This window comes from Streptomyces sp. NPDC003697, from assembly GCF_053587115.1.
Genome location: NZ_JBSFNN010000131.1, coordinates 1 through 12,462 on the forward strand (window position 1 = coordinate 1; position 12,462 = coordinate 12,462).

Genomic DNA, 12,462 nt, shown 5'->3' on the forward strand with positions numbered 1-12,462 from the left:
GCCAACATCACCGCCGCCGCCAACTACGCCGCCCACCGCTACGGCTCCATCGACAACGTCAACTCCGCGTACTGAGCCACCCGGCGTTCGTCACCGTATGGGCGGGATCCCGCCGGCGCCGCCACCCGCACACCTCCGACTGCCAGTGACCGCCCGCCGGACGGGCGGCGCTGCTACGAGACGCCTCCGCCCCGCCAGCCATCGCCGCGGCGGTCTACGTGCAGGCCGCCGCTGTCCTGAGAGCACGCGCCGAGCTGAGCGACGTGGCCGCCGGTCCGGGGGCTGGGGCCATCGCCGCGCGCCGTGTCGCTGCCCGGGCACCTGGAGCGCTCGGCCTGCCGGCCGTCGCGGGTGCCCGGGCGGGCGCAGCGGAGATCAGACCGCCGCCACAACCTTCTCGGCCACTCCCTCGGGAGCCTGCCCGACCTCGCCGTCCGCGGCGGGCGCCGCATTCGCCTCAGCGTCTGCGTACGCGGTGTACATCACGCTTCCCTGCTGGCGCGACTTCTCGGCGAGGCCCTTCTGGACGAGGGTCTGCAGGTTGTTGCGCACCGTCTGGGCGGATGTCTTCCGACTGGGATGGTCCTGCGCGAGCTGGTCGTGGACCTCACGGGCCACGCACGGCTGCCCCGAGGTCTTGCGCAGGATGTCCAGGATGAGCTGCCACAGCGGCGGCCCCGACTTCTCCGCGGTCCCAGCCCTTCCCGCCGGCGCTTGTGCGGCGGCGGCCTGCTGAGCCGGGACCTTCTCGGCCGACGTCTTCTTCGCGGTGGCCTTCTTCACCGGTTCGGCCGACGCCTTCTTCACGGCGGCCTCCTTCACGGCGGCGTTCTTCACCGGCTTTGCCGTGGCCTTCTCTGCCGTGGTCCCGGCGGTAACCTTCTCGGCGGCCTTCCTGCCCGTGGACTTCTTCGCCGGTGCAGTCTTCTTGGCTGCGGCCGTCTTCCTGGCAGGCTGCTTGGGTGGTGCCTCCTTGACCGACTGGTCCCGCCGCTGCTGTGGGACGGACGGGGCCGCATCGGCGGCCTCCTCGGCCGGTGCGGAGGTGTCGGCCTGCTCGGCCGGGGCCCCCTGCGGAACTTCGGCCGCCCCGGTGGCCGGTTGCGCCTCGGGTGCGTTCGACACCGGGGCTCCAGGCAAGCTGCTCTGCGCCTGGGTCAACCAGGCTTCCTCCGCCTTGAGTTGATCCAGGCGCTCCTGCAGACCGGCGATTTGAGCGGTGACCTCGCTCTGCTCCTTGCGGTTGGTAGCGAGGTCGTCGGCGTACTGCTGGGCGTACTTGTTCTGGATGGGGGTCTTCGCGGGCTCGTCGGCCACGACCACACTCCTTGTACCTGGTTGTTGCTGCCGGATGCTAGTCACTGTGACAGAGCGAAGGTGGCTCTTCCGCGCGGTCACCACCCTTGCGGTGACCGTGGAGACCGGCGCGCTGCCTGTCCCCACGGTCACCGGCGCGACGGGACGTGCCCCGGTGATGTCACCGGGGCACTCGTGTGTTGCCTCGTCGCCAGTTGCCGTGCGGTGCCATCTCAGAGGGGCTTGGGGTGCGCACTGCTGTGGCTGCGTGTCCTGCGACGTGGATTTCCTAGGCCATCCGCCGATGCGGGCCCGCGTTCACCGTCCCGGACGGCCCCGAAAGGTGCCAGGGGGCGGCGGCGAAAAGTGATGGGGCACTCCGGGCGCCGGGCGGGAGCGAAAAGTGATGGGGCACTCCGGGCGCCGGGCGGGAGCTCGCTGCTGGCCATCTCACCGACGTTCAGGCGTCGCAGGTTTCCCTGCAGGTTTCTGTGCAGGAACAGCCGACGATTCTGTGAGGAACCACCGCCTCAAACAGTCCTGGACACCCTGCCGACGTGGGAAAACGCGTATTCGTGGGAGGCCATATGGAGGTGCGATGGTGTGTGCCGCGCGACTCGGCGCACTTCAGCGAGGGGGAGACATGGAGCCATCATCGCTGCCGTCATCACCGCCGTGGGCGGCATCGTCACAGCGGTCATCACCACGCCGCGGCGGGGCCCGTAGCAAGATGCGCTGTGAGGTGACGTGACGCGAAAACGGAAGCTCTGACCGCGTCACGTCACCTCCTCACATCGCCTGCTTCGCCTCGGCGCGGTCGGCGCGCGCAGGGCGTGGCCACGTTCCGGTGTGGGCGCCCGGGTTGCGGCCGGCGAGCGCGACGGCGTGAGGCGCAGTCTGCCATGCCGGTCGTGGACGGATTGCGCCTGCAGGAGAAGCCGCGACCAGCGGCGAGGCCCACACCCGCCGCAAGAGGGCCCGGCGGCGACAGCATCTGCCGGACGCGAGCGCTTGCCGCATCACCCCGCTGTCTTTCAGCCACTGCGCGGGACATGTGCGGCGTCCACCAGCGTTGACGCCGCCGGACGGACGGAATCGGGTCAACGTTTCCGTCGACGCTGTCAGTTGAATGCGCACCAGTCCTACGATGCGCATGCTTGCGCGTCAATGCGCCACTTGCTCACCGCTCTTCGCACGTGCCCTCCTTGCATCAGTCACTGACCTAGGAGCACCATGCGTCTCAAGAGACTCTCCCTGGCCGCTGCCGCCGTCTCAGCCGCGTCCGTCGTGGGTGTCGTGATCCCGGCAGGCTCCGCGAGCGCGGCCCCGGCGCCCACGCCCACCGCGTCCGTGGCACCCGCAACGTCCCGTGCCGCAGCCACCGTGGCGGTGTACGTCTGGGGGACCGGCGTGGCCGTCCGTGCTTACGAGTCGGCCAACAACTGCATGAACTACCCGTCCAGCAGCTGCCGTCTGCTGGGCCGCGTCACCAAGGTCGCCGGTCAGGCCACCTGCCAGAAGCGGGGGCAGTCGGTCACCGCCGAGGGGACCACGAACGACTGGTGGACCTTCCTCGACCCGAACGGGTCCGTCCCCGGTGGATGGGTCAGCAACATCTACATCCAGGGCGGACACAAGATCGACGGTGTCCCCGACTGCGCCTGACCGCAGAGCCGCACGGTCGTTCCACCTCGTGCCTGACCGCGGGCCGGAGACTTCGTGTCTCCGGCCCGCACGCCGAGCGGCCCGCCCTGCATGGCGCGCCGCCCCCGTCCACCGCCGCTGCGCCGCAGCCGCCTCCGGGACACCGCGCAGGTCGAGGTGTTCCAGCGGCTGGTCGGCGTCCGCGTCCAGCAGCCACCGGCCGTGCCGGCCACACACCCGCTCCCAACGCGGCAGATACCGCACCGCCCGCACCGCGCCGCGCGGTGCACAGCCGGCAGGCGTCTCCCGCCACCGCGCCGGCCGAACGCCACCGCGCCTGCGCCAGGCCGGGCTCCCGGCCGGTGCTGAGCTTGGGATCATCGGGACGCCCGGCCGGACAGTGGCGTTGTGCAAGCGGCTGGCGGCCGTCTCACTTGACCAGTGACGGCAAGTGTCACGCCTGGACGGTGGGGCGGACGTTGATCTCGCCGATCTCGACGTCACCGGGCTGCTCGATGGCGAAGGCCACCGCGCGGGCGACCGCCGCCGGAGGGATGCCCACCGCGTCCATGTTCTTGCGCGTCTGCTCGCGGATGTTCGGGTCCGCCATGGAGTCGGCGAGAGGAACCGGCTGCTTTCCCGGCGTTCAGCAGGAGGCCGAGGGCGCCTTCGATGGTCGACTGGCTCGAAGCCCACGACGTACCGTTCATCGACGTCGGCATGGGCATTGAGGAGACCGACGGCCGCCTCAGCGGACTCCTGCGCGTCACCACCAGTCTCCCGGGCCGCCGAGACGCAGCCCGCCGCCGCATCCCCAGCCGGCGCCCTAAGTCCTTGGCGACCTCGACGTCGGGGGCACGCGCAGCAAATCGCTCCGCGGCCTCCAGCCGGATCCGCTCGCGAAACGCCTGCCGTTCAGGCGTCAGCCCACCACCCTGCGGGTATCCCACACAACTGGCACACCGCGACGATCACACATCGTCAGGGCTCAACGACATCACGTCGAAAAGTTCGGTAATTACGTGATGTCGTGGTGGTACCCGCAGGCCTGATCTGCTTGACAGATCATCAAGTCAGGCTACGTGGCAGCGCCGATGGAGGACCCGGGCCGACGTGGGCCGGCCGTGATGTCATCGGTGAGCACGATACGGTCGGTGGCGCACACATCCGGCCCGGCGAGACCGCCGCCGGGGCGGGGAGCACTCGCGTGGATGTCTGGGTAGACGGCTACCCGGCTCAGCATGCTCCTCACTCCGCCCTGCTCCTCACGCCGAGATGACGAGAACAGGGGGATGTCCGATGGACGAGGTCCGCCGGGAAGGGCTGGAGCGGATTCGCTCCAAGCTCGAGCTGATCAGACAGGTGGAGGCCGAGCACGGCTTCGGGGTGATCATCGAGGGGGCGAGGAACCCGGAGCCCCTTCCGGAACTGCCGCAGGGGGTCACCGAGGTGTTCGGCCTCTTCTCGCGGCTGGGCGCCGACTACTTCCACTTCTTTCAGCCCGACGAGGTCCAGGGCCCAGCCGCGTGGGCGGCCCGGGCGACCGTTCCGCACTGCCCACTGGGCAGTCCCCTGGCCATCGGCTGCGAGCGCCACCGCGCCCCGGAGGACATCGAGTGCGGCTCCTGCATATGGCTGGACCTGGACGACGGGGACGTCTACTACTACGACATCGACGACTACATCCACCTGTACAAGCACCGGGACGAAACGATCGACGTCCTGGTGTTCGCGAACGACATCGTCACGTTCTTCGACCGCTTTGTCCTCGGGTCGGCCTACCCGCAGCTTGTCGCAGCCATGATCGGACCGGGCATTGTCACGAAACGTGACCGGCGCGGCCGATACCGGGACAGATGGTTGCGGCTGCTTGTGGAGAGCGGGCTGGCCAGGGCCGACGACAAGGAGGCGATCCGGGACATGCCCGATGTGACCCGGTTGACCCTGGAGTGATTAGATCTCGACCAGGTCGCCGACGATCCGCAGATCCACCAGCACCGGGCCCGGCGCTCCACCAAGATCTCGGTGGCGCCACTGGCCGGACACCACCGGAAGGGCGTCCGACCTGGCTCCTGCCAAGGTCGGACGGCCTTCCGCGCGCAGGGATCCGGAAGCCGTCAGGACACCCGCTCGACGCGGCGCTCCCGCCGCTCAGGCGCTCCGCAGCCGTACCGTCGTCCCGTTCGATCCCGTCCGCACCTGCACGGTGTCGCAGAGCATCCCGACCCCCCAGAGTCCGAAGCCGGAGTCCACCGCGGACTCGGGCGGCTGCCAACTGATGAACTCCTCGGGCTGCCAGTTGCCGGAATCGGTGATCTCGCAGATCAGGCCGTCGTCGGGCCAGGTGCGCAGCGTCACCGGGGCGTCGCCGTGGCGGATTGCGTTGGTGGCCACCTCGGTCACGGCGACGAGCAGGTTGTGCAGCGCATCGGCCGACAGCCCGCAGCGCTTCGCCTGGTCGGCGACGAACGCCCGAACGGCGTGCAGTTCGGTGGGAAGGATGCGCATCGTCGCGGCCGGCTGCGGGGGAGGCGTGAGAGGCAGCCGGTCGAGGTCGCCGACGAAATCCTCGGGTTCCCGGTACTGCGGGTTGTCCCGCAGTACGTCACCCTCCAGGATCTTCGGGTGGGTCTGGCGTACGAGTGCGATGGCGTCGGACGACAGGACCGCGGTGTTGTAGCAGCAGCAACTGCGGAAGGGCACATCGGCGAAGCTCAGGTTGAAGATCGAGTCGTAGCGCACCCACTCGATCGCGTCCCGGTATCGGCTCCAGTCGTCCGACGCCACCACCCACGCCGGGCGTGGACCCAGCGACTTGGCGACGGCGGTCATCGCGGCCATGGCCCGGACGGGGTTCGTGTAGACGTCCGCGGGATCGATGAACTGCACGGCCTGGGCGTCCTGCCCGAGCGAGTCGCGCAGTGCCTCGGCCTCGTTGCCCGGTGTCACCACGAACGTCGGGGCGCCGGCTTCGATGCCCTCGCGGACGTGGGGAAGTGTGCCCGCGAGGAACTCCCGCTCGTCGCCGTAGAGCAGCGCCTGGTGCCGGACCGTGTGGTCGACCTGCCGGCCGTCGGCCACCGGATGATCGGCACGTGTCCCGGTCGTCATGAAGTCCCCCTCTGCCCCTGCACGAGCCCCGGCAGGCGTTCCCAACCCACTGTCTCGATGAGGTTCCCCAGCGCGGGCGACAGATTGTCCAGGACGAGCCGGAGGGCGCCACCGCGGCTCTCCACGAAGCTCGTCAGCAGGCTGAGCGCGCCGAGGTCGATGAAGGTCAGTCCGGCCAGGTCGAGCCGGACGTCACCCTCCTCGGCCACGTGCGAGGACAGCGCCTCGGAGAGCTCGCCGTGCCGCGTCGCGTCGAGTTCACCGGCCAGCCGGAGGCCGGGCGGATCGTCGGTCGGGGTGATCCGCAGAATGCGGTCTTCGCTTGGTGCTATGACTTCCATGAGACCTGCCGAGTCCTGGGACGGTGATCGTGAAATCCTGCAGTCCTGACCGACTGTGTACGCCACCGGTATAGCGGCGGTAGACCAGTCGCACGCGCGGGCCCGTGACAACCGATGTCCGGCACCCCCACAGCCCGGCTCCCGTCACAGCGGCGGCGGTCCGATCGTGTCCGGGCCGATCCGCAGGCTGAGACAGGCGGGGAAGAACGCGCTCCACGCGTGGCCGCGCCAGCTGACGTACGTCGTGAGGTGTCCCCCGCCGAGGATCCCGGCGCGTTCCAGATACTCATGTGCCTCCTGGTTCCTGCCCTGTTCGAAGCAGAGGGCGCTGATCTCGTGGAGGGCGAAGCTCTGCAGGCTGCTGTCACCGATCTTCCGCGCGTGCTGGAAACTCTCCTCGAAGCAGGTCAGGGCGTCCTCGAAGCGACCCAGACCGCGGTACGCACGGCCGAGGTCGCCCAGGCCGGCCACCTGGGCCGTACGGTCGCCGGCCTCGCGCGCGAGGTCGAGTTGCCGGGTCCGCACGGCCACGGACTCCTCGTACGACTGCATCTCCGTCAGCGCGTCCGCGAGGTTGTGCAGGGAGCGCCGTTCGCCCTCGCGGTCGCCTGTCTCACGCCAAATGACGAGCGCCGACTCCAGGCACTGCCGCATTCTGTCGAACTGGCGGTGCAGCCAGTACACCGCCGACAGGTTGTGCAGCGCCCAGGCCTCGCTCTCCCGGTCGCCGAGACGCCGGGCGCTACGCACGGCCGCCTCGCCCAGGGTCCACAACTCCCGGGCGCGGGCGTACGGGTAGAGGTACCACTGCAGCAATTCCGTCAGCCGCACAGCGAGGCGCGCCGTCGAGTCGGACTGCGTGAGGGCGTCCAGGACAGTGGCAATCAGGTTCGCGCGCTCGGTGATCAGCCATGCCTCGGCCTCTCTCTGGTCCCTGATGCGCGCCGTCGGGAGACCCGGCGTGCCGGCCATGCCCGCGGACACGTGATCCTGCGCGCGACGGTCGAAGTAGGGCGGCACCTCCAGGAAGGCCACGGCCTGTTGCGTGGCGGCGAGGTAGAAACGAAGTACGCGCTCCAGAGCCCGTTCGCGCTCCGCCTCGGGCTCCTCCGCCCACACCTGTTCACGTGCGAACAGGCGGAGCAGGTCGTGCATCTGGTAGCGGGCCGGAGCGGGGCTGTTCAGCAGATGCGCGTCCACCAGCCGTTCGAGCGCGTCCTCGGCCGGACCGGTCGGCACGCCGAGCAGGGCGGCCGCCGCCGGCAGACTCATGCTGGACCCCGGCGCGACCCCGAGGAGCCGGAAGGCGCGGGCCGCGGCCTGGTCGGTGGGATTGTCGCCGTGGCAGATGGCGTGATAGCTCGCGTGGAAGCTGGCCCGTACGGACACGTCGCCGACACAGATTTCGTCGAGCCGCCCCTGGGCGTCGGTCAGCCGCTCGACGAACGCGCTCAGGGGCCAGCTGGGGCGGGCGGCCAGCCTGGCGCCGACGATCCTCAGGGCCAGGGGAAGGCCGCCGCACATCCTGATGATCGCGTCCGCCGCCTCCGCGTCGGCGGCCACCCGCTCCGGGCCGAGGAGCCGTTCCAGCAGTCCCATCGCCTGGTCGTGGAACAGGACGCCGAGGTGGAGGTGTGTGGCGCCCTCCAGAGCGGTGAGCATCTCGCGGCTGGTGATCAGTACGGCGCAGCCGGGACCGGCGGGGAGCAGCGGGCGGACCTGCTCCACACCGGCGGCGTTGTCGAGCACCACGAGGATGCGGCGGTCGGCGACCATGGAGCGGAACGTGGCGGCCGCCTCGTCGGGGTTGGTGGGGATGGCCACTTGCGGCAGCCCCAGCGTGCTGAGGAACCGGCCGAGCACGTCACCCGGTTCCAGGGGCGTCAGGCCGACGGTGGCTCCGTGCAGATCGACGTAGAACTGGCCGTCCGGGAAGCGGTCGGCGAGCTGATGGGCCGTGTGGATCGCCAGAGCCGACTTGCCCACGCCACCGGTCCCGTCGATCGCGGCGATCGCCACATGCCCGTCGTCGGCGCGGTCCAGCACCTTGCGCAGTACGGAACTCTCGCCGGCGCGGCCGACGAAGGCGCTGCCGAGGTGGGGAAGTTCTCGGGGGACCAGGGCGGGTATGCCTGCCGCGGTCTCCGTACGGCCGGCGAGTGCGCGGTCCTGTCGGGTACGGTCCGGGCGTGCGCGGCCGGACGGAGCGGGGTCGGTTTCGGGGGCACGGTCGGCTGGTCCGGGAGCGGTGACGGGCTCGGGGACGGGCCCGGTCCTGGGTTCAGCCCGGGCTTCCGGCTTGGGTCCGGGTTCGGGTCCGAGAAGCAGGGACGCGTCGGCGGTGAGGATCCGCTGGTGGAGCTGCTGGAGGGACGGGCTCGGCTCGATGCCCAGTTCCTCGGCCAGACGGTGGCGCAGTTGCCGGTAGGCGGCCAGGGCGTCCGCCTGCCGGCCCGACCGGTACAGCGCCAGCATGAACTGGCCCCGCATGGCTTCCCGGAGCGGATGTTCGGCGATCAGTGCCTCGAGTTCGTTCAGCACGGCCTCATGGCGGCCGAGCCGCACCTGCGCTTCGATACGGAACTCCCGCGCCTGCGTATAACTCGCCGTCAGGCGTGAGGCCTCCGCCTCCACGGCGGGTGTCGGCGGCACGTCGGCGAACGGAACGTCGCGCCACAGGTCCAGCGCCTCGCCGAGCAGCGCGGCGGCCGCATCGGCCGAGTTCCGGCCGAGTTCCTGTCCGCCCCGCTTCACCAGTTCGACGAACCGGTGGGAGTCGACCTCGTCCGGTGCCACGACGAGCCGGTACCCGTGGGCGCGGTAACCGTGCACATGCGTCACCAGCAGCTCACCCGCCTCGTCGCCCAGCGCGCGCCGTACCCGCGAGACATAGCCCTGCAGCAGCTTGTTCACGCTCTGCGGAGGCCGGTCGCCCCATAACTCCGCGATCAGCCGGTCGGTGGACACCACCTGGTTCGCGTCGCAGAGGAGCACCGCCAGGAGCATGCGCCACTTGGCCGGCGCGAGGGGAACCTCCTGACCGTCGCGCCAGAGCTCGAGCGGCCCAAGTATCCGATACCGCATGTCACGCACCGTACGCCGTCACCCGGCCCGACAGTGTCGGACGCACGCCGGTCGCGCGGCAGTACGCGGGCGCCGACCGGCTGATCGGGCCTGGCCAACCATGTGGTGTCCCTCTCCGGGGCGACGGTGACGCGGAACGCGCGGATCACGAATTCTCGGCTCGAACTCCCGTGAGAGGCAAGGCCGCACGCGTACCCGCGTGAACTCTACGACGGCGTCGGAGGCCTTCGGAACCTTTGGGCCCTTCAAGGCCTTTGAGCACCTTGAGACCTGCGACGAAGGCCTGCCACTGTTCCCTGGGGAGCCTGAGCACCGGCCCGTCGGGAACCTTGCTGTCGCGCACGTCGACGGCGGGCGCGCCGACGGTGTGGGCGTCGTCCGCCACCTCGACACAATTGCCACCGTTTCCCATGCTGTAGCTGCTCCTGCGCCAGGGCCGTTCAGTGGCGTGCACGGTCCAATTCCTCTTTCATGTCGCGTATCAGGACCCGTGAGTCGTCTCGGGAGAGTGCCTCGGACTGGATCAGGTTGAAAGCCAGCTTGTGCTGCTGGATCTGGGCGGGGTCGACGGTTGTCTGCCCGCCGATGAACGTCTCCCCGTACAGGACGTCTGTGCCTTCCCGGAATCCCATGAGGCGGAAGGGCGTCATGCCACCGGGGTGTTGCCGGACGTTGAACGGGATCACTTGGAGGTGGACCTTGGGCAGGTCGGCGCGCTCCAGGAGATGCCCGAGCTGCTCGCTCATGACGCGACTCCCGCCGATGCAGCGGCGCAGGACGCCTTCGTCGAGGGTCACCATGACCTGGGGTGGTTCGACTCTGGTGAGGATGCGCTGCCGGTCGATACGGGCGGCCACGAACTGATCGATCTGCAGTTTCGGGGCGACAGGGTGGGCGGCGGTGAAGATGGCGCGCGCGTACGCCTCTGTCTGCAACAGGCCAGGAATGGCAACGGACTCGAATTCCTGGATGAAGCCGGCTCGCTGTTCCAGCTCGATGACATGCCAGAACCAGTCCGGATATGCGGACCGGATGAGCAACGGCCACAGTTTCACCAGCGCGCCATCGGCACCCAGGAGCCGGTCCGCCCGTTGAGCGAAGTCGTACGACGGCATCTGCTGGGCATTCTCGATGCGTCCGGCCGTCGTCTCGGTGCAGTCCACGGAATCGGCGAACTCCGCCTGGGTGAGTCCGACGGTGAGCCTGTACCGCCGGACCTCACGACCGAACCGGCACAGCAGTGACGAGATGCTCTCCGCGGACGCCGCCGACGTCTCGCCCCCCTGCACCGCGACGAGTGGCCGACCGCCGTGGGACAGCCAGGCAACTGTTCCGCCCGGTCCGGGTGCGGCCCACGCGACGGGCGTGCGGCTCCACGACGGGTCCGTCCCCATCGTCCCGGCGTGTGTCGTCCCGGCCTCCGTCGCGGGGGACACGCGGCTGAGCAGCCCCCAGGCGTAGACGTCCGGGCCGACTGCGGCGGCCAGCGCCGCCTCGATGCAGGCGCGTGCGCTGTCCTCGGTCACGCAGGTACCGCACGGCCCGTGCTGGTGCCGGCTGTTGGAGACGTGGTGGATGTCCCACCGGTAGAGGCTGCCGTCCGGCCGGTCGGACGCACCCTGGCCGTTGTCGTTCATAACGCCGGTCACTGGTCCTCCTCAAGACCGCCTGTGGAGGCGGCGATTACCCGTTCACCGTGCCCGTGAGCGGGAGAGCAGCGGTATACCGGCGGTAGGAACCGGTAGGACCGGTGCTCGGGAGCAGGACCGGACGGGGTTCCGGTCGAGTCCTGGCGTTACTGGCGCGGGATCCCTCACCCGCCCGGACTCAGGCTCCACCGCTCTCCCTTGCCCTCTACCGCAACTCTGGCGAGGAAGACTCACCGAGCGAAGGAAGGCTCAACGGGGTGAGGCGGAGGCGGTCCGGGCGGTCGAGGCCCAGGAAACAATCAAGGGTGCAGAGAACGAAACGATCTTCGAGGTGGTTGGATCACTCCGGGACCGATGATCCGGAGGTGCGGGGTGGCGCGGCCGAAGCCGTGGGAAGTCGACGACGAACTGTGGGCGGTGATCGAGCCGCTGCTGCCGAGGGTGGAGCGCCGGACTCGGCATCCCAGTCGCAAGCGGCATCCGGACCGGCTGGTGTTCCAGGGCATCCTGTTCGTGCTCCACACCGGGATCGCCTGGGAGCACCTGCCGCAGGAACTCGGTTTCGGCTCCGGCACGACCTGCTGGCGCCGCTTGGCCGAGTGGTCCGACGCGGGGCTGTGGCCCCGGCTGCACGAGGTCCTCCTCGCCGAGCTCCGCAGTGCGAACGCCCTGGACTTGTCCCGGGCTGCGGTCGACGGCTCCCACATCCGCGCGTCAAAAGGGGGAGCCAAGACCGTGGGATCGCACGGGCCCCGTAGGACCTTGGCCACGGCGCGCTTGCCTCGCACGGGCGGCACGGCCTGGAGCAGAGGGATCAGCTTGGGTGACGTCGTTCCGGTTCCCGCCGGTCAGTGTGGCGGCGAGCGGTATGCCGGTGGCGTCGGTGATCAGGTGATGCTGGCTGCCGTTTCTGCCCCGGTCAGCGGGACTTCGTCCGTACGGCACCGACAGCCGCGACCAGCCGCATGCCGCACCTCGGCTACGACCGGCCCGGCTTCAGCAGCCCGGCGCGCTCCGGGCAGGGCCCGGCGCGGCATACTCGTCTCATGGCCGACATCGAGATCGACGACAGCAGCAGGGCCGCCCTCCAGGCCCTGGCCGACGACGCCGGGCTGTCCCTGGAGGCGTAGCTTCATCTCGTTCATCGCAGCCCCCGCCTGTTGCCAACCGGCTGTGAGGCGCGAGTGGCTTCCTGGCTTCTCGCGCGGATCAACTCGGCCTTACCGCGGGCCCTGTGCCTTGAGACCGTGTCCTACGTGGTGAGGCGTCGTTGACCTCGGTATGGGGCGGGGTACATGGAGTTGGATTGTTCCGGAGGGACTTTGGGAGATCGCGAA

At 69.7% G+C, this 12,462-nt stretch carries 10 protein-coding genes and 4 pseudogenes; 5 read left to right on the top strand and 9 right to left on the bottom strand.

Annotated features, from left to right (window positions below):
• A pseudogene (locus tag ACWDNY_RS30115) lies at positions 1–75 on the top strand (transglycosylase SLT domain-containing protein); the annotation flags it as partial.
• Positions 76–375: 300 nt separating this feature from the next.
• Here the strand turns inward: ACWDNY_RS30115 and ACWDNY_RS30120 are convergent.
• Positions 376–1,317 carry a BlaI/MecI/CopY family transcriptional regulator gene (locus tag ACWDNY_RS30120; RefSeq protein WP_451648981.1) on the bottom strand — a complete coding sequence of 314 codons (942 nt, stop codon included), beginning with the start codon at positions 1,315–1,317 and terminating at the stop codon, positions 376–378.
• Positions 1,318–2,529: 1,212 nt separating this feature from the next.
• Here ACWDNY_RS30120 and ACWDNY_RS30125 point away from each other — a divergent pair.
• A complete protein-coding gene (locus ACWDNY_RS30125) occupies positions 2,530–2,961 on the top strand; it encodes a peptidase M23 (protein WP_451648983.1) in 432 nt (143 codons plus the stop codon).
• 433 nt (positions 2,962–3,394) lie between these two features.
• Here the strand turns inward: ACWDNY_RS30125 and ACWDNY_RS30130 are convergent, their stop codons facing one another.
• On the bottom strand, positions 3,395–3,550 hold the full coding sequence (locus ACWDNY_RS30130; RefSeq protein WP_451648991.1) for a hypothetical protein: 156 nt from the start codon (positions 3,548–3,550) through the stop codon (positions 3,395–3,397).
• A gap of 689 nt (positions 3,551–4,239) precedes the next feature.
• On the opposite strand from ACWDNY_RS30130, the gene ACWDNY_RS30135 reads away from it, so the two are divergent.
• Positions 4,240–4,893, top strand: coding sequence for a hypothetical protein (locus ACWDNY_RS30135; protein WP_451648984.1), 654 nt, complete (start codon positions 4,240–4,242; stop codon positions 4,891–4,893).
• On the opposite strand, the gene ACWDNY_RS30140 is transcribed toward ACWDNY_RS30135, so the two are convergent.
• The 6 genes from ACWDNY_RS30140 to ACWDNY_RS30165 form a co-directional block, all read right to left on the bottom strand.
• Complete coding sequence (locus ACWDNY_RS30140; protein WP_451648985.1) at positions 4,894–5,019, bottom strand: hypothetical protein; 126 nt, start codon at positions 5,017–5,019, stop codon at positions 4,894–4,896.
• 72 nt (positions 5,020–5,091) lie between these two features.
• The gene (locus tag ACWDNY_RS30145) at positions 5,092–6,051 is read right to left on the bottom strand and encodes an anti-sigma factor RsbA family regulatory protein (protein ID WP_451648986.1); all 960 of its coding nucleotides are present in this window, start codon (positions 6,049–6,051) and stop codon (positions 5,092–5,094) included.
• Complete coding sequence (locus ACWDNY_RS30150; protein ID WP_451648987.1) at positions 6,048–6,392, bottom strand: STAS domain-containing protein; 345 nt, start codon at positions 6,390–6,392, stop codon at positions 6,048–6,050. Before ACWDNY_RS30150 ends, ACWDNY_RS30145 begins: the two co-directional genes overlap by 4 nt.
• Positions 6,393–6,536: 144 nt before the next feature.
• Positions 6,537–9,476: an AfsR/SARP family transcriptional regulator gene (locus ACWDNY_RS30155; protein WP_451648988.1), complete on the bottom strand. Its 2,940-nt coding sequence runs from the start codon at positions 9,474–9,476 to the stop codon at positions 6,537–6,539.
• A gap of 145 nt (positions 9,477–9,621) precedes the next feature.
• Positions 9,622–9,930 carry a DUF397 domain-containing protein gene (locus ACWDNY_RS30160; RefSeq protein WP_451648989.1) on the bottom strand — a complete coding sequence of 103 codons (309 nt, stop codon included), beginning with the start codon at positions 9,928–9,930 and terminating at the stop codon, positions 9,622–9,624.
• Positions 9,917–11,125, bottom strand: a complete 1,209-nt coding sequence (locus tag ACWDNY_RS30165) for a helix-turn-helix domain-containing protein (protein ID WP_451648990.1) — start codon at positions 11,123–11,125, stop codon at positions 9,917–9,919. Before ACWDNY_RS30165 ends, ACWDNY_RS30160 begins: the two co-directional genes overlap by 14 nt.
• Before the next feature lie 354 nt (positions 11,126–11,479).
• On the opposite strand from ACWDNY_RS30165, the pseudogene ACWDNY_RS30170 reads away from it, so the two are divergent.
• Positions 11,480–11,887 (top strand): annotated as a pseudogene (locus tag ACWDNY_RS30170) (transposase); the annotation flags it as partial.
• Positions 11,888–11,898: 11 nt separating this feature from the next.
• Here the strand turns inward: ACWDNY_RS30170 and ACWDNY_RS30175 are convergent.
• Positions 11,899–12,061: pseudogene (locus tag ACWDNY_RS30175) on the bottom strand (transposase); the annotation flags it as partial.
• A gap of 2 nt (positions 12,062–12,063) precedes the next feature.
• On the opposite strand from ACWDNY_RS30175, the pseudogene ACWDNY_RS30180 reads away from it, so the two are divergent.
• Positions 12,064–12,255: pseudogene (locus ACWDNY_RS30180) on the top strand (hypothetical protein); the annotation flags it as partial.
• Between the last annotated feature and the right edge of the window lie 207 nt (positions 12,256–12,462).